The sequence below is a fragment of the Neorhizobium turbinariae genome, assembly GCF_023223505.1.
GTDB lineage: Bacteria > Pseudomonadota > Alphaproteobacteria > Rhizobiales > Rhizobiaceae > Neorhizobium > Neorhizobium turbinariae.
This window is the reverse complement of the sequence record NZ_JALPRY010000021.1, coordinates 68,096-84,229: the sequence shown is the minus strand read 5'-3', so window position 1 is coordinate 84,229 and position 16,134 is coordinate 68,096. Positions and strand designations below refer to the sequence as shown.

Sequence of the window (16,134 nt, the reverse complement as noted above, 5' to 3'; positions counted from 1 at the left end):
TCCATTTCATTCGGGTTCCAACAGCAGCCTCAAGCTGCCTGTTGTCCGAGCATTTCCTTGTTGACGTAGTTCTTGAAAGCCTCGGCGCTGGTAAAGCAGCGGAAGCCTGCGGCACTTGCAAGGGCAATTGTCTCGTCGTTTTCGTTCAGTAACACGGCGACCGGTTCTGACAACTCCTCCTGGAGCCCGTTCGGCCAGACGAGATCGAAAACGGCGATCTGATCCCCTGTCTCCGGGTTTGAATGGTCATAGGCGATGTCGCCATCGGTGAAGCCTTGCTCGACAGCCCAATCATTGATTGCCTGTAATTCTGCCTCTTCATCAGCGCTGGAAATGCCGCCGGCCGCAGCCGTCGTGGAAATCGCCGATACCCGCGCCGGTTCGGCAATCCATCTGTCATCGCCATGCAACAGCGAGGCAAATCGCTTGTTTGCCTCTGCCGCCAGCAATTCCTTTCGCGCCTCAAGGAAATCGGCATAGCGATCGATCTTCCACAGCGACTCGTCCATGGGAATCCACTGCGACGCCAGAGCGCCCGGATGCTTGGATTCGATTTTCGGGAAATAGACCTCAGGCAGCGTGTCGCGGATGCTGAGGTTGGTGTCCTTGGTCAGGAAGCAGAAATTGGCAATCGCATTCACCTGGGATCGCGGGACCTTCTGCTTGTAGAGCTGGGCCTTCGGGAAGATGTGGTGCACTTCAAGTGCATTCATTCTCCCCAGAAGCCCGGACTTCAGTTCGATACCCGTTCCCCAGTCCTTGGACGCCCCCAACCGGGTCAGCATGTAGAGAACAGGGTAAAAGCGTGCACCGAGGCTCCAGCCGGTGAAATGGCCTTTTTCGACCCGCAATCCGCCATGCCAAAGCCGCAACTGCTCCAGGAGTTTGTCCAGCCCGCCGTCCGGGCCTTCCAGTGCCTCAAGGTCCTTATCGAGGAAGGATTCCGTCGAGCCTGAGTAACGCCCCCACATTCCAGCCTGCGCGAACCAGAAGAGAAGCTTGTCCCGCTCAACCTCATCCAGCGCTCCGCCCTTTTGATCCAGGTAACGGACGATCACGGGAACAGCGAAGCGACCGAAGAAGACCCGAGCGTGATCCAGACCTAGTCTGCCGGATATTAGATTAAGGCACGCGTCGATGCGCTTGGTGGCGCGCTTGAGGCCATCCTGAATCTCGGCTGCGGACTGAGTGTGCAAGTAAAGGAATTTGGCTTCACCGGTCAGCACGGTGTTAATGGAGCGCAGGAGCCAATCGAGGTTGAAATCGTACCCCGCGTTGTTCCAGGCTTTCAGTTTCCCCTTCATCTCGGTGCGGGCATCCGGCCACTCGGCGCAGATTTTCGCAAGCGCTAGATCGCCCTTGGAGAGCTTGGTGCCGCCGCTGTTCACCTTGTTGAAGATGTCCACGACCACATCAAGCGTCTTGTCCGCGCCAGTCACCTCTTCTTCATGCAAGTTGATTTCGAGGATACCCAGCAGCCGGCTCAGTCGGCCATAATACTCTCCGGGCGGTGTCGGCCCAAGAGAGGTCATGATCTTTCCAACGCCATCATGGCCCGACTTCATAAGAGCCGACACATCGATCCAGAGCGGGTCTCCAGACATTTTCAGAGGCTGGTAAAACTCGAATGTCTCGGAGGCGAGGTTGAAATGTAGGCCAGTAAAGGCTTTGGCGTTGCCGTCGAAGAATGCAGGTGGCTTGCCGCGGACGACACCATAGAGGGAGGTGACCCGCTGCTGGCCATCTAGCAATAACTTCACGATGCCGGAGGCGAGTTGGCCATCGCCGCGATGATTTGCAGTGACGGATTCCGTTGCCCAGACCAGCAGCCCTCCCACGGGGTGGCGTCGGTAGAGCGAGGTAAACAAACCACGCACCTGTTCGGTGTTCCAGACATAGCCTCGCTGGAATTCCGGCAGGGCCATATGCCCGCTATCGATATGGTCCAAAATGGTTGAAATCTTCATGGCTGGCTGCCCCCATTGCCTGCTTTGCATATTCCATGGCGCGTTCGATGGCCTTTATCTTTTGGTTCAGATCGACGCGCTGACTGATCTGCTTCGTCTTTGTCGCCTGCGACCGCAAAAGCGAGTTTTCTTTGGCCAGCCTCTCGTAGTCCTCGATCGCCACCCGGCGGCGCATAATCTGGTTCTCGTCTGTCGGCACCGAGAAGGAGCCGACCAGGTGAGCCGCGTTCATGGCCTCAATTCGTGCCACCCACCCGTCATACAGTGTGTACAAGTCCCGTTGAGATTGCTTCGAAAGGGCCATGCTATCGAGAAAGGCCTTCTCATTCGGTGTCGGCGTCGTCGGATCGGATAGGTGTGTCTTAGCATCTCTATCCAAGACGACCTTGGCCGCCTCGTTTTGAGCCCGCCGCTTATGGGCGACGGACACGTCGATCCCTTGATCATCAGTGGTGATCAACACAACGGGATAAGGGATAGCGCGATGAATGAGCTCTATAAGTCGGCTCGTTTTCGCCCCAGCTCGGAAGGCGCAGCCAATGACAGAGATTTCCACATACTCTCGTACATCGTCGGCAAAGGTCGGCACGCCGACAGTTCCAGGCTTGCATGCCGCAAACCAGAGCAACTCATCGATGCCATCCTGAATGGCGCGCCTGTCGGTCGATGTGGGTGCGCCTTGTTCAATGAGCATTTTCTTCGGGACGCGAATGTCAACGCGCGCATTCGCGGGTAACCCGAGAGCGTCAACGACAGCACTGATGCATGCTGCTGCGTTCATTCCGCGCTTATCTCCGGGAGGATGACGAGGAATGCGACGACCTCGAAATCGTTGATACCAGCGAACTCCCCTTTGAGCGCATGCGTACCACCTGGAGAGAACAGGCTTGCGACCGCACGCTCCTCGCTCTTTCCCGCAATCGAGGCGACGGCCCGAGCTAGGAGCTTTTGATAGGGCTCCATGTCCCGCCCAAAGCGGGTCGACTTATCGAACCGGCCACAGGCCTGGGCGTCAGGTAGATCGCGTCCGATGGAAACCTTCTTGAGGCGATCAAGCACCTGCTTCGCACGGGTGTAGGGCAATAGCGCCTCTCCTTCGTCGCTCACATGGACAACGAAGTGAGGTTTGAGCGGATACCCAGGTTCCGCCAACCGTTCAGCCGCTTCGCCGACAGCGCGCAGGCAGAAAATAACCCCAGGCGAGATGACGTTTTCGGCACTGCCAAACTCGTCCTCAGGCGGTGAAACCACGGCATAGGTACCAAGTGGCAAAGCCTCGAGTTGCTCACGGTGATCACGCAGATAACCTGCGAGGTCGATGCGAAAATCATTGAGCGTGAGGTCGGCAATGGAAACACCGCTAGACAGGTCCTCGAGATCAATCACGGAGTCTTGCATCTTCTGCAGCTGCGCGCGACGATACTCCAAATCATTCATCTGGTTGCCGGCCTGGAACTCGATAACGTTTTCCTCCCCGGTCGCGGACACATCCAAGAGGACCATGCGTCCACTCACTCTCGATTCCAAATCGAGGTATTCGTCGAGCTCGATATTCGGCCAGAAGTTCACCAGCTGAATGCGCTGGTTCGTGGAGCCAATACGGTCAACGCGGCCGAAGCGCTGAATGATGCGGACGGGGTTCCAGTGGATGTCATAGTTCACGAGGAAATCGCAATCCTGAAGGTTCTGGCCTTCTGAGATGCAATCCGTGCCGATCAGAAGATCGATCTCACCCTCGACAGCCAGCTCCGGAGGCCGTTCCTTAGACCGCGGCGAGAAGGCACTGAGGATGGAGCTCATGTCCGATCGAAGGCCCTGAAGCGTGGTTTTATTTGCGCCTGTACCGGTTACCACGGCCGTATGGATTCCAAGCACCGCCCGTGCCCACTCGCCGAGCTCGCGGTATAGGTAGTCAGCAGTGTCCGCAAACGCGGTGAACAGCAGTATCTTCCTGTTCTCACCATTGATTGGTACCTGAACTTTGCGGGTAATCAGTGCTTTCAGCTCCGATAGCTTTGCATCGCGATCTGCGGACACAGAGCGTGCAGCCGACAGAAGTGTCGCCAGGCGATTCCTGTCTTCAATCAGGTCCTGCTGCCAACGAACCCGATCGACGTCCTGCAACAGAACCTTGACCTTGCGGCCGACGAGAAGTGTCTCAAATGCAGGGTCGTCAATATCCACATCGTCGATCGTAAGCTCGTCGATAGACTCGTCATGTGCCTCGATTTTGGCAAGCAACGCATTCACATCATCGAGCTGACGTTTGATCGTGAGAGCGAAGGAGGCCACCGAGCTTTCCATCCGCTTGAGTAGATTGACGCGCATCAGGTGGATGAGGCTTTCCTCACGGTCGGCCTGACGAAAATAGCTCTCGCCTCCACGAATCTTGGTGCTGTATTTCGCGTCGTACGCCTCTTGCTTGTCTGGCACCACGTATCGCAGCGGCGCATAGGCTCCGAGCGTCAGTCGCCTGATCTCATTGTTGATTTCGCGGATAGGACGGAACTCGCCAGCGAGGTCTACATCTGCCTTCACGTTGATCGGCTGCAACCGATCGGGGAAGTGGCCCGTTTCCGCTGTCCCGTAGTAGCGTTGCACGTGTTTTCGCGATCGCGCAATGGTCAGCATGTCCAGGAGCTTGAAGTAGTCAAAGCCCAGCATGTCCATCAGGCGCGATGTGCGACGCTCGCCGTCGGGCAGGTCGAGCCACCTATTAAATTGCCCCTGTGCCTTTCGGATTGTCGCTTCAATGCTCGGAATGCCGTGATCGATTAGGGCAATGTCGCTACCTTCGGTCATGAAGGCGATCTGGTTCTTCAGGTCCGCAAGCCTGTTGTTGACGGGGGTAGCCGACAGCATCAGGACCTTGGTTTTGACCCCCGCCTTGATCACGCGCTTCATCAAGTGATCGTAGCGGGTGTCGCGGTCCTTGTGGGTCGCCTTGTTCCGGAAGTTATGCGACTCGTCGATCACCACGAGGTCGTAGTTGCCCCAGTTTACGTGCGAGAGATCGATATCGCCCGAGGTACCACCATCCCGGGACAAGTCTGTATGATTTAGGACGTCGTAGTTGAAGCGATCGCTCGCCAGGCTATTGCGGCGGTCGTTAGCCTTATAAAGGGTCCAGTTATCGCGTAACCGCTTGGGGCAGAGCACCAGGACGCGATCATTGCGCAGCTCGTAGTACTTGATCACTGCGAGCGCTTCGAAGGTCTTACCCAAGCCGACGCTGTCGGCGATGATGCATCCTCCGATGCGCTCGAGTTTGTCGATTGCTCCGACGACACCATCCCGTTGAAATTTGAAGAGCTTCTTCCAGACGGTCGTGTTTCGGATGCCGGTAGCGGATTTGACGATGCGCTCCTCATCAAGCTCGTCGCCCAAATCCTTGAACAACTCGAACAGAAATTTGAAGTAGATCAGGGAGGGCGCACGTTGAGATGCAGCGTCGGTCAGAACGCGCTCGAGGTCATCGGCATCGGGCCTGCCCGGAACGGTATCCCAGGCAGTTTGGAACCACGATGAGAAGGCTGCAGTTTCACCATCCGTGGATGTTGCCTGCACCAGTCCCAACCGGCTTCCTGGCGTTATGCCTAACCCCTCCGTTGTCAGCGAACATGCCCCGATCGCAACCCTGCTCAGGCTAGGGTTGCGGACGATGACCATAGATTGAGGTAGTCGATCAGCATACCGAAGCTGAACTTGCCGTCCCAGCCATTCTAGCGTCGATCTAGCATGCCATCGGCCCTGCAGTTTGTTGCGGTACCCGATATCAGAGTGCCCGCCAAACAAGGACGACGTCAGGGAGGCTCCATCCTCCAGCAATAGCCTAACTGAGTCCGCTCTTTTCAGAAGCTCGCGGACTTCAGCGAAAGCGTGCAGCGACAAGCTGGGAGACATAATGTCGAGTGCCGAGCCTGCGTGAAGCCACTCTTCCAGCTTGTCGAGGACACGCTCCCGACCAGTATTCTTAATCAAATCCATAGTCTGTCCCAGCCGGCTGGCGCTGCTGGAGGCAGGCAAGCCCCCACTTACTTGTAGTCAGTGTATTTCATTCAACATCCTCATGGTTGTAAATCGGTTTCTTCAACTTTTGATGGCTCGCCCCCAACTCTAAGCTGCAGGGGCGCGAGGAAGATTGGAAGGTCATCACTGACTATTTTTGGGACGGAGATTATTAAGCCTTCTTTGGCTTCCGCCCCTTGGTTCTCTTTGCCTTCGCAAGCTTGTCGAGATTCAACCCTCTGAACATCGACAGATCGATGTCCGGGTTGAGCGGCAGGTTCGCAAGGACGCGAGCCTTCCGCTCCGTCAGAGTTCGAAAACCGTACTTGTCATGCTCATCGTCACCGACCTCGTGCCCGACCTGCATCTTTCTGTCACGCTTCTCGATGTTCTGATCTCCAGTATCAGCGATGTAGCCGCCTCTAAGAGAGTGAAACACCTCCCCGCGTGAGTCCTTGATGCCTGCGTCCTGGAACAGCCGCGCCATGTACGACGATGCACTCTTGCTGGGGTCCTTGAGCTTGATCAGTTCAGGGAACAGAAACCTATCTCCCTGCCCCTTCGCCCACTGCACAAAACCAATTTCGGACAGGAAATTGTGGAGAACGAAGAACGAGGTGCTGGCATCTGTCTTGAACGGTACTCGCTGCCAGACGCCGTCCTTCTGGACGATACCGGATGTCTGTGCCACCCACACGCCCTCAAACTTTTCCCGAAAATCCTCGCCCTTGAGATGCAGCAGCAGTCCAAGGCGACGCCCGGTCAGGAAGCCGAGTAGCGGGAGGAACACATTGTCGAACATGCCGCTGGCAACACCGGTTTCGAATAGCTTCTGAATCTTCGCACTTCCCAGCGGCTCGGTGTGCACCGTTGCCCGCGCAAGATCGGGGTAGACAAGCTTGGCATTGGCGATAGGACGATAATCGTGCTTTACCTGACCCGAATTCAGAGCCGCCTTGACGACGGCAACGTAACCTTCCTCCAGCGTCTTCTTCGCCAAAGTCTCGAACCGGTAGTGCTGGTTGGAGTCGATGATTTCGCGGGCGGTGAGGTGGTCAGGACGGCACTTCGCATCCTTCGGCCAGTATTTGAGGAGATCGATGAAGGCCTGCAGGTCGGTGGCGGTATAGGTGTCGACAGGATGATCACCGATAAGCTCGGCAAAGAGGTTCAGGCGGGTCTCCGCAATGGCGATGTCCTTGTTGTCTCCTGATTTGGATGACCGCCTCGTGGCAAGATACTCGTTTGCGATCTGGCTGAAGAGCGGCTTGGTGGACGGTGCTCTCTCGACGGTCCGTCGGTCTAGCTTGAAGGCAGGCGTTGCATTGGAGTGGATCAGGCGTTGGCGCTTGCCCGCAACCTCATCGATAATTTTGGGGACAGTCATGGGTTCTGGTTTAGACGAACTCGACGATTGATCCGGGGCCGTCGCCGCCGTCGACACCGAGGTGTAGAGCTGTTCAGGCACCGAAACAGGCCCTGCAGCCGCGCCATATTTGGCGACGTGGCTGGTGGCCAAAAGCTCGGCGTTGTCGGCAATCATTTCGTCATAGGGCAGGCCCGACTGTTTGGCCGAGACCTGTCGCCCAATATGAACTAGCCCGCGCATCATCTCGAACCCCCTCGCCTCCTCCGGCGATGGCGCGCGGGCAGGCTCTCGGATGTCCCAGAGGGCAGCTTTGAAGATCAGCGTGGCAAACTCGAAGGGCCAATCGTCTGCGGGCAATTCATCTTCATCGGGCTTCCCTGCGTTGAGCGATGAGCCGGATTCGAGCTTGTCTCCCATTTTCTTCTCGATCTCCTTGAAGACTATTCGTGCCAATGATCCGAGCGCATTGGCAAGCTCTCTCGCCTGATGGTGCGGGAGCGCGCCGAGGCTTAATCGAACGGGCCGAGAACCAGCGCCGCCACCGATGCGTTTCGGCAGCCTGATCTGGAAAAGATAGGTTCCGCCACTGCGTACCAGATATAGCCCCGAAGATCGGGTTTTAAGCTTGCGATTCCGTTTCTTTGCGGAAATGATTTCCGCGTCCGGCGATACATGAGACTGTACATCGGACGATACAATGCGCGATACATTCATGACGGAAGTGCCTCCGGTTGGGGCAGTCGGTCAGGAATTCACGAGGAAACCCAAGGGCTTGCAGGTAATTGGTGAAGAGTGACCCATCAGATGGCGGAGAGGGTGGGATTCGAACCCACGATACGGTTGCCCGTATGCCGCATTTCGAGTGCGGTGCTTTCGACCACTCAGCCACCTCTCCGGTCGATTCTGGTCGGCGCTCTGTGGCGCGGGCTGTCTCATAGCGACGATTGGTGGTGCTGGCAAGAGGCCAATCTCACTCATCTGCATCCATTTATCTTGACAGCTGTTTGTTCCTCGCGTATCGGGGCAGGCAAGTGGGAGTAGAAGAGATTCCGTTCCCTCTGCTTGCGCTTTGGCTTCAGGCCGTTGCGCAGTTCACCGGCAGATATCCCCGAAGATTATTCTTCGAAAACCCTGCTCAAGTCCGACTGATAAAAAGACGGCCGCCTTGCCAAAGGCAGAGCCGGAACGAACATGAAAGGATAAAAAATGTTCGCAGTCATCAAGACCGGCGGTAAGCAGTACCGCGTGGCAGCCAACGACGTGCTTACCATCGAAAAGCTGGAAGCCGAAGCTGGTTCCGTCGTTGAATTCAATGAAATCCTCGTAGTCGGCGTTGGCGCCGATGCCAAGATTGGCGCACCTTTCGTTTCCGGTGCGACGGTCAAGGCCGAAGTGGTCGAGCATAACCGCGGCAAGAAGGTCCTGTCCTTCAAGAAGCGTCGCCGCCAAAATTCCAAGCGGATTCGCGGCCATCGCCAGCACCACACGGTTGTCCGCATCACGGACATCCTGGCTTAATTTCAAGGGTTTCGAAGGTTAAAGGAGCACTCCAATGGCACATAAAAAAGCTGGCGGTTCGTCGCGCAACGGTCGCGACTCACAGTCCAAGCGCCTTGGCGTAAAGAAGTTCGGCGGCGAAGCCGTCATCGCAGGCAACATCATCGTGCGCCAGCGCGGCACGCAGTGGCATCCGGGCGCCAATGTCGGCCTCGGCAAGGACCACACCATTTTCGCGCTGACGGCCGGTAATGTGAACTACCGTACGAAGGCCAATGGCCGAGTGTACGTGTCCGTAATGCCGAAAGCCGAAGCAGCAGAATAACCGGTGAGCGTTCTTAAGCAGCCGGTGTCACATCGACCCGGCTGAACACTCAAGGTTCAGTCAGAAAAAAGGGAAGATGGGACACCACCATCTTCCCTTTTCCTTTGCCAACAGGAGGACTGAACCATGCAAGGCGAATTACTGAGGGCGAGCCAATCCCGGCCGCCGGAAGAACAGTTGCGGCCCGGCGGGCTGGAAACCTTGTCGAGAAGCGATTGCCCTGTCTTACTGTCGCAGAGCCTGGTGCTCCGCGCGCCCCATGAAGAAGACATCGACGCACTTGCCCATCTCGCCAACAATGCGAACATTGCGATCATGGTATCGCGCATGCCGCATCCCTATACGGCTAAGGACGCAGCCGATTTCGTGCGACGCACGAAGACCGGCGAGATCGGCAAATGCGTCTACGCCATCACCCTAGCGGAAAATGGTGCCTTCATCGGCTGCTGCGCGCTGGAGCCGCAGGAGGATGAGCGCACCCTCGAACTCGGCTACTGGCTGGGCGAACCCTACTGGAACCGCGGTTATGCCACGGAAGCCGCGCATGCGCTGGTCGACATGGCCTTCCGCACCCGCAATCACGTCGATTATATCGACGCGCGGTGCCGGGTGACCAACATCGCCTCCCGGCGGGTCATCCAGAAATGCGGCTTCCAGTTCCAGGGTACCGGCATGATCGATTGCCTCGCCGTCGGCGCCATGGTCGCGGTGGAATGGTACCGGCTGGACCGGAAGACCTGGATGTCGTTGAGAAGCTGGGGAGAAATGCGATGAATGCCGCCCTGCTTCAAGCAACGCCTTCGGTTGTTTTGCCCGCGCCCTGCCCGGTCATCACCAGCGAGCGGTTGATGCTCAGGCCGCACCGGCTGGAAGATGCGACCGCAATCGCCGAGTCTCTCAGCGACTTCAAGGTCGCCCGGATGCTGGCCCGCGTTCCGCAGCCCTACCACCGGCAGGATGCGCTCGACTGGCTGGTCTCGCATGCTTCAGGCGCCCTGCCCGATTGGATGCTCGCCATCACCGCCGGTGATGACAGACATATCGGCATGGTCAGCCTGGAAAGCCGGCCGACCAGGTTCGGGTCGAACACATGGCGGCTGGGTTACTGGCTGAACCGCAACCACTGGGACCTCGGTTACATGACGGAAGCCGTGGCGGCGACTCTCGAGCAGTTCTTCCGGTACCTGCCGGATGCAACGATCTCCTCCGGCGCATTCGCGGACAACCTTGCTTCGCTGAACATCCAGAAGAAGCTGGGCTTCCGCATTGTTGATGCGAACCAGGTGTTCAGCCTGGCGCGCAACCGCATGGTGCCCCACGTGGAAACCCTGCTCGTGCCGGAAGATTTCCACCCCACCGCGGCAATCCGCCCATGACATCGAACGGAACCGGCGGGCAAGCCGCCGGTTCCTCATCAAGCCGCAGCTATTCGTCCGGCATCGCGACCATTGTCCCTGCCGATGCCCTATTGGCGCTTATAGCTGGCGCACATCATGATAATCTTTGACCTGCGCCCTTACCGGCGATATCGACTTTGACAACATGCCCCTCATCAAAAAGGTCAGGTGACCGGGCGAACACAAGATTGACGGCAGCAAGATGAAATTTCTCGACGAGGCAAAAGTCTACATACGCTCCGGCGACGGCGGCGCAGGTGCAGTCTCGTTCCGGCGAGAAAAGTTCGTTGAATTCGGCGGCCCCGACGGCGGCGATGGCGGACGCGGCGGCGATGTCTGGGTGGTCGCGGTCAACGGATTGAACACGCTGATCGACTTCCGCTTCCAGCAGCACTTTAAGGCGCAGACGGGCACGCACGGCATGGGTCGCAACCGCACCGGTGCGAACGGCGGCGACGTGACGCTGAAGGTGCCGGTCGGCACGCAGATCTTCGAGGAAGACAACGAAACGCTGATCGTTGACCTCACCAAGGAAGGGCAGAAGTTCCGGCTTGCCAAGGGTGGCAACGGTGGCTTTGGCAACACGCATTTCAAAAGCGCCACCAACCAGGCGCCGAACTGGGCCAATCCCGGTCTCGAAGGTGAAGAAAAGACGATCTGGCTGCGGCTGAAGCTGATTGCCGATGCAGGCCTCGTTGGTTTGCCGAATGCCGGCAAGTCGACGTTCCTGGCGAGCGTCACCCGCGCACGGCCGAAGATTGCCAACTACCCCTTCACGACGCTGCATCCGAACCTTGGCGTCGCGACCATCGACGGGCGCGAATTCGTGCTGGCTGATATTCCGGGTCTCATTGAAGGCGCGCATGAAGGGGTCGGCATCGGTGACCGGTTCCTCGGCCATGTGGAGCGCACCCGCGTGCTGCTGCATCTGGTTTCGGCAGTCGAGGAGAAGGTCGGCCAAGCCTACAAGACGGTGAAGACCGAACTCGAAGCCTATGGTGGTGGCTTGATCGACAAGCCGGTCGTCGTTGCGCTGTCGCAGATCGACGTGCTCGATGAAAAGGAACTGAAGAAGAAGGCCAAGGAGCTTGAAAAGGCATCTGGCCAGACGCCGTTCCTGATTTCGGCTGTCAGCGGCAAGGGCATGACGGAAGTCCTGCGTGCGCTTCGCGATGTGATCGTGGAAACGAGCGGCACCGGGGAAACGGCACTTCCCGATCGTTCGACGCCGATCCAGGAGTTCGAAGAGGAAGACGAGGAATGACTGCCGACCGCAAGCCGATCACGAGCCACCGTCGGGTGGTGATCAAGATTGGCTCCGCCCTGCTTGTCGATCGCAAGACCGGCCTCAAATCGCAGTGGCTGGACGCGGTCTGTGCAGATATTGCGGCCCTGAAGGCGCGGGGGATCGACGTGCTTGTCGTCTCCTCGGGCGCCATCGCCATGGGTCGTACGGTGCTTGATCTTCCGTCGGGCGCCCTGAAGCTCGAGGAAAGCCAGGCCGCGGCCGCGGTTGGCCAGATCGCCCTTGCACGCGCCTGGTCCGAAAGCCTGTCGCGGGACGGCATCGTCGCGGGCCAGATCCTGCTGACACTCGGCGACACCGAAGAACGCCGGCGTTATTTGAACGCCCGCGCCACGATCAACCAGTTGCTCAAGATCGGGGCCGTGCCGATCATCAACGAGAACGATACGGTCGCGACGACAGAAATCCGCTATGGCGACAACGACCGTCTGGCGGCTCGCGTCGCCACCATGACCAGTGCCGACCTGCTGATCCTGCTGTCCGACATTGATGGGCTTTATACGGCACCGCCGCATCTTGATCCGGACGCTCAATTCCTGGAGGTGATTCCAGCCATCACGCCGGAGATCGAAGCAATGGCGGGCGGCGCGGCATCCGAACTGTCGCGCGGCGGAATGCGCACCAAGATCGATGCTGGCAAGATCGCCACCGGCGCCGGCTGCGCCATGATCATCGCGTCGGGCAAAACGGAACATCCGCTACGGGCCATCGAACAGGGCGCCCGCTCCTCCTGGTTTGCGGCCTCCGGTTCACCGGTGACGGCTCGCAAGACCTGGATTGCCGGGCAACTTCTGCCGGCGGGCGAGCTTCACATCGACGACGGCGCCAAGCGCGCGCTCGGTAGCGGCAAGAGCCTGCTGCCGGCGGGCGTGCGGCAGATCGAAGGCAGCTTCCACCGCGGCGATACGGTCGCCATCATCGGCACGGATGGGCGCGAGATCGCCCGTGGCCTGGCGGGTTACGATGCCGACGAGGCGCGCCAGATCATCGGCCGCAAGTCGGCTGAAATCGAAGCTATTCTGGGTTACCCGGGCCGTTCCGCCATGGTGCATCGCGACGACCTCGTGGTGACCGGCACCCTGCAGGAACATGCTGCGACGGATGAGATGAACAAGGATGCGGCACATGCTTGATAACGTCACCCAGGTGGATGACGTCTCGGCAATCATGGCGGAGATCGGTCGCAATGCCAGGCAGGCTGGGCGCGCACTCGCTACGGCCTCCACGCAAGTGAAGAACAAGGCCCTGCATGCGATGGCCAATGCCATCATAGCCGCTGAGGCCAATATTCTCGCGGCTAATGCCGCAGACCTTAAGGAGGTCGAAGGCAAGGACCTGTTGCCGTCCTTCATCGACCGCCTGACGCTCACCGAGAAGGGCATTGCCGGCATGGCGCAGGCGCTGCGCGAGATTGCCGAGTTCAAGGATCCGGTCGGAGAAGTCATTGCCGCATGGGACCGTCCCAATGGCCTGCATATCGAGCGCGTGCGCACCCCGCTTGGCGTGATCGGCGTGATCTACGAGAGCCGTCCTAATGTGACGGCTGATGCGGGTGCTCTGTGCCTCAAGGCGGGCAATGCCGTCATCTTGCGCGGCGGCTCTGACTCAGCCCGCTCCTCCAAGGCAATCCACGCCTGCCTCGTCGCTGGCCTGAAAGCTGCCGGCCTGCCGGAGCATGCCATCCAGATCGTGCCCACCACTGACCGTGCCGCTGTTGGCGCCATGTTGTCGGGCCTTGATGGTGCGATCGACGTCATCGTGCCGCGCGGCGGAAAAAGCCTTGTTGCACGCGTCCAGAACGAGGCGCGGGTCCCGGTCTTCGCCCATCTTGAAGGCCTGTGCCACATCTATGTCGATGCGTCGGCCGATCTTGAAATGGCCAAGTCCATCGTGGTCAACGCCAAGATGCGCCGCACCGGTGTCTGCGGCGCAGCCGAGACCCTATTGGTCGACAGTGCGGCAATCGGCACGCATCTGATGCCGATCCTTGAAGCACTTACCGAAGCCGGGTGCGAAATCCGGGCATCGGCCGCGGTGCTGAAGGTGTTTGCAGGCTTCAAACCGGCGACGGAAGAGGATTGGCGCACGGAATATCTGGATGCCGTCATCTCGGTTGCGATCGTCGATGGCATCGGCGGCGCGATCCGCCATATCAGCACCTATTCGTCCAACCATACGGAAGCGGTGATCGCCGAGGATCCGGCGGTTGTTGCGCAGTTCTTCAACGAGCTCGATTCCGCAATCCTGCTGCACAATGCCTCGACGCAATTCGCCGATGGTGGGGAATTCGGCATGGGCGGCGAGATCGGCATCTCGACCGGCAAGATGCATGCGCGTGGACCGGTCGGTGTCGAGCAGTTGACGTCGTTCAAATACCGCGTCCATGGCACCGGCCAGACACGACCCTGATCACGTGGCGGGGGAGAGGGTCGAGCGCAAATATCTGATGATGCCGCATGTGGAGCGCGGCATGGCGGTTGGCCTTTTCGGCGGATCCTTCAACCCGCCGCATGCCGGCCACCAACTGGTGAGCGAGATCGCGCTGCGAAGGCTTCATCTCGACCAGATGTGGTGGATGGTGACGCCGGGTAACCCGCTGAAGAGCAGGTCGGAACTTGCCTCGCTCAGCGACCGGATCGCTATGAGCGAAAAGCTGAACCACGATCCCCGCATCAAGGTCACTGCCTTCGAGGAAACGCTCGGCGGCGCCTACACCGCTGATACGCTGGCCTACGTCAAGGCACGCAATCCGCAGGTTCACTTCGTCTGGATCATGGGTGCCGACAGCCTCAAGACTTTCCACCTGTGGCAGAAGTGGCGCCGCATCGCCTGCACCTTCCCGATCGCCGTCATCGACCGGCCGGGGTCGACGCTATCATTCCTGTCGTCCAAAATGGCCCGCACCTTTGACTACGCGCGAATTGACGAAGATGATGCCGCGACGCTCTGGAAACGCCCGGCCCCCGCATGGACCTTCTTGCACGGCCCGCGCTCCAGCCTGAGCTCAACCGCGCTTCGTGCTGCCGCTTCGCGCACCCGATGAGCCGCGTGTACGCCAGCGGACGAAAGCCAGATTCGATGACCTCGCCGCCTTTTAGATCCCTTGAAAGATCGACGGTTCGATGCCACCTTAAATTAGCGGCCGAGTCTTTTGCCCGGGACCGCTTCAAGTGCTGTTACGGAAGAAAGGAACAACCCTGACAACAGTACACGCCAAGGGAAAGACGGCCTCCGTCCTCCCACAGAGCCTGGAACGTGGCGCCGATGCTGCCGCCCGTGCTCTAGAACTGGTCCTCGCAAGCCTTGAGGACTCCAAAGCCGAAGATATCGTCACCATCAACATTGCCGGAAAGTCGGCGCTGGGAGACTACATGGTCGTTGTCTCCGGGCGATCGAGCCGCCATGTCATGGCCATCTGCGAACACCTGATCTCCGACCTGAAGGACGAGGGACTGGGCGGCGCACGCGTCGAAGGCCAGGAAGCAGGCGACTGGGTCCTGATTGACACGGGCGATATCATTATCCATGTGTTCCGCCCCGAAGTCCGCGAGTTCTACAACATCGAAAAGATGTGGGCCGCTCCGGAAGTCGAGGAAGGCACATCGTTGCACTGAAAGGTTCGGGCGTAGCCTGAACCGGTGCCGCTGCTAGATTGAATACGCGCCGGGCCACCGTTCGGTGCAGAGTTGATTTCGGCGGCAAAAATCACGGGTTCTGGGATATGCGCATCAGCCTTTTTGCCGTGGGACGGCTCAAAACCGGACCGGAAAAGGATCTTGCGTCCCGTTACCTCGATCGTTTCGCAAAAGCTGGTCCGGCGATCGGCCTGGAGCTTGCAAAGCTCGTTGAAGTCCAGGAAAGCCGCGCCTCAAACAGCGACACCCGAAAACGCGAAGAAGCAGGCATGCTGGAAAAGGCGCTGCCCGATGGGGCGGTGCTTTTGCTTCTGGATGAACGGGGCAAGACCTTCGACAGCGAAGGCTTCGCCAACCTGATCGGTCGCTACCGGGACGACGGAAAACGCGACTTGATGCTCGCGATCGGCGGCGCGGACGGGCTCGACCCTGATCTGCGCAGCAAGGCGGACGTCGTTCTGAACCTTGGCGCGATGACCTGGCCGCATCAACTGGTGCGGATCCTGATCGCCGAGCAGCTTTATCGCGCTGTGACCATTCTTTCCGGCCATCCGTACCATCGCGTATAGACTTTGTTTACCATCAAACACGATGTTGTTTGTGGCCTCGCAACGGGATCCAGCTTAGGCT

14 protein-coding genes and 1 tRNA gene are annotated in these 16,134 nt (G+C 58.8%); 10 read left to right on the top strand and 5 right to left on the bottom strand.

What is annotated here, in order from left to right:
- Positions 1–29: 29 nt before the first annotated feature.
- From M0654_RS18045 to M0654_RS18025, 5 genes are all read right to left on the bottom strand, one after another.
- On the bottom strand, positions 30–1,967 hold the full coding sequence (locus M0654_RS18045; RefSeq protein ID WP_248684273.1) for a GmrSD restriction endonuclease domain-containing protein: 1,938 nt from the start codon (positions 1,965–1,967) through the stop codon (positions 30–32).
- Positions 1,933–2,748 (bottom strand): DUF4391 domain-containing protein, encoded by an 816-nt coding sequence (locus tag M0654_RS18040; protein ID WP_248684272.1) that lies wholly within the window; start codon positions 2,746–2,748, stop codon positions 1,933–1,935. The genes M0654_RS18045 and M0654_RS18040 overlap by 35 nt, the downstream gene beginning before the upstream one ends.
- Positions 2,745–5,534 carry a helicase-related protein gene (locus M0654_RS18035; protein WP_248684308.1) on the bottom strand — a complete coding sequence of 930 codons (2,790 nt, stop codon included), beginning with the start codon at positions 5,532–5,534 and terminating at the stop codon, positions 2,745–2,747. Before M0654_RS18035 ends, M0654_RS18040 begins: the two co-directional genes overlap by 4 nt.
- A gap of 613 nt (positions 5,535–6,147) precedes the next feature.
- Positions 6,148–8,058 carry a hypothetical protein gene (locus M0654_RS18030; protein WP_248684271.1) on the bottom strand — a complete coding sequence of 637 codons (1,911 nt, stop codon included), beginning with the start codon at positions 8,056–8,058 and terminating at the stop codon, positions 6,148–6,150.
- Positions 8,059–8,149: 91 nt separating this feature from the next.
- Positions 8,150–8,239 (bottom strand) — tRNA-Ser (locus M0654_RS18025).
- 311 nt (positions 8,240–8,550) lie between these two features.
- Between M0654_RS18025 and rplU the strand changes: the two genes are divergently transcribed.
- The 10 genes from rplU (at position 8,551) to rlmH (ending at position 16,073) form a co-directional block, all read left to right on the top strand.
- Positions 8,551–8,862 carry a 50S ribosomal protein L21 gene (gene rplU / locus M0654_RS18020; protein ID WP_118851067.1) on the top strand — a complete coding sequence of 104 codons (312 nt, stop codon included), beginning with the start codon at positions 8,551–8,553 and terminating at the stop codon, positions 8,860–8,862.
- A gap of 34 nt (positions 8,863–8,896) precedes the next feature.
- The gene (rpmA, locus tag M0654_RS18015) at positions 8,897–9,166 is read left to right on the top strand and encodes a 50S ribosomal protein L27 (protein WP_052639912.1); all 270 of its coding nucleotides are present in this window, start codon (positions 8,897–8,899) and stop codon (positions 9,164–9,166) included.
- Positions 9,167–9,292: 126 nt separating this feature from the next.
- Positions 9,293–9,940 (top strand): GNAT family N-acetyltransferase, encoded by a 648-nt coding sequence (locus M0654_RS18010; RefSeq protein ID WP_248684270.1) that lies wholly within the window; start codon positions 9,293–9,295, stop codon positions 9,938–9,940.
- The gene (locus M0654_RS18005) at positions 9,937–10,542 is read left to right on the top strand and encodes a GNAT family N-acetyltransferase (RefSeq protein WP_248684269.1); all 606 of its coding nucleotides are present in this window, start codon (positions 9,937–9,939) and stop codon (positions 10,540–10,542) included. The genes M0654_RS18010 and M0654_RS18005 overlap by 4 nt, the downstream gene beginning before the upstream one ends.
- Before the next feature lie 223 nt (positions 10,543–10,765).
- The gene (obgE, locus tag M0654_RS18000) at positions 10,766–11,827 is read left to right on the top strand and encodes a GTPase ObgE (RefSeq protein ID WP_118851071.1); all 1,062 of its coding nucleotides are present in this window, start codon (positions 10,766–10,768) and stop codon (positions 11,825–11,827) included.
- Positions 11,824–13,002, top strand: coding sequence for a glutamate 5-kinase (proB, locus tag M0654_RS17995; RefSeq protein ID WP_248684268.1), 1,179 nt, complete (start codon positions 11,824–11,826; stop codon positions 13,000–13,002). Before obgE ends, proB begins: the two co-directional genes overlap by 4 nt.
- Entirely contained in the window at positions 12,995–14,278 is a 1,284-nt protein-coding gene (locus tag M0654_RS17990) for a glutamate-5-semialdehyde dehydrogenase (RefSeq protein WP_248684267.1), read from the top strand. Before proB ends, M0654_RS17990 begins: the two co-directional genes overlap by 8 nt.
- Complete coding sequence (locus M0654_RS17985) at positions 14,253–14,912, top strand: nicotinate-nucleotide adenylyltransferase (protein WP_248684266.1); 660 nt, start codon at positions 14,253–14,255, stop codon at positions 14,910–14,912. The genes M0654_RS17990 and M0654_RS17985 overlap by 26 nt, the downstream gene beginning before the upstream one ends.
- Positions 14,913–15,039: 127 nt before the next feature.
- Positions 15,040–15,483: a ribosome silencing factor gene (gene rsfS, locus M0654_RS17980; RefSeq protein WP_248684265.1), complete on the top strand. Its 444-nt coding sequence runs from the start codon at positions 15,040–15,042 to the stop codon at positions 15,481–15,483.
- A gap of 107 nt (positions 15,484–15,590) precedes the next feature.
- Complete coding sequence (gene rlmH / locus M0654_RS17975) at positions 15,591–16,073, top strand: 23S rRNA (pseudouridine(1915)-N(3))-methyltransferase RlmH (RefSeq protein ID WP_248684264.1); 483 nt, start codon at positions 15,591–15,593, stop codon at positions 16,071–16,073.
- Positions 16,074–16,134: the final 61 nt, after the last annotated feature.

Coding starts and splice junctions, on each gene's coding strand:
- M0654_RS18045 (WP_248684273.1), bottom strand. CDS start 1,967: ATGAAGATTTCAACCATTTTGGACCATATCGATAGCGGGCATATGGCC.
- M0654_RS18040 (WP_248684272.1), bottom strand. CDS start 2,748: ATGAACGCAGCAGCATGCATCAGTGCTGTCGTTGACGCTCTCGGGTTA.
- M0654_RS18030 (WP_248684271.1), bottom strand. CDS start 8,058: ATGAATGTATCGCGCATTGTATCGTCCGATGTACAGTCTCATGTATCG.
- rplU (WP_118851067.1), top strand. CDS start 8,551: ATGTTCGCAGTCATCAAGACCGGCGGTAAGCAGTACCGCGTGGCAGCC.
- rpmA (WP_052639912.1), top strand. CDS start 8,897: ATGGCACATAAAAAAGCTGGCGGTTCGTCGCGCAACGGTCGCGACTCA.
- M0654_RS18010 (WP_248684270.1), top strand. CDS start 9,293: ATGCAAGGCGAATTACTGAGGGCGAGCCAATCCCGGCCGCCGGAAGAA.
- M0654_RS18005 (WP_248684269.1), top strand. CDS start 9,937: ATGAATGCCGCCCTGCTTCAAGCAACGCCTTCGGTTGTTTTGCCCGCG.
- obgE (WP_118851071.1), top strand. CDS start 10,766: ATGAAATTTCTCGACGAGGCAAAAGTCTACATACGCTCCGGCGACGGC.
- proB (WP_248684268.1), top strand. CDS start 11,824: ATGACTGCCGACCGCAAGCCGATCACGAGCCACCGTCGGGTGGTGATC.
- M0654_RS17990 (WP_248684267.1), top strand. CDS start 12,995: ATGCTTGATAACGTCACCCAGGTGGATGACGTCTCGGCAATCATGGCG.
- M0654_RS17985 (WP_248684266.1), top strand. CDS start 14,253: ATGGCACCGGCCAGACACGACCCTGATCACGTGGCGGGGGAGAGGGTC.
- rlmH (WP_248684264.1), top strand. CDS start 15,591: ATGCGCATCAGCCTTTTTGCCGTGGGACGGCTCAAAACCGGACCGGAA.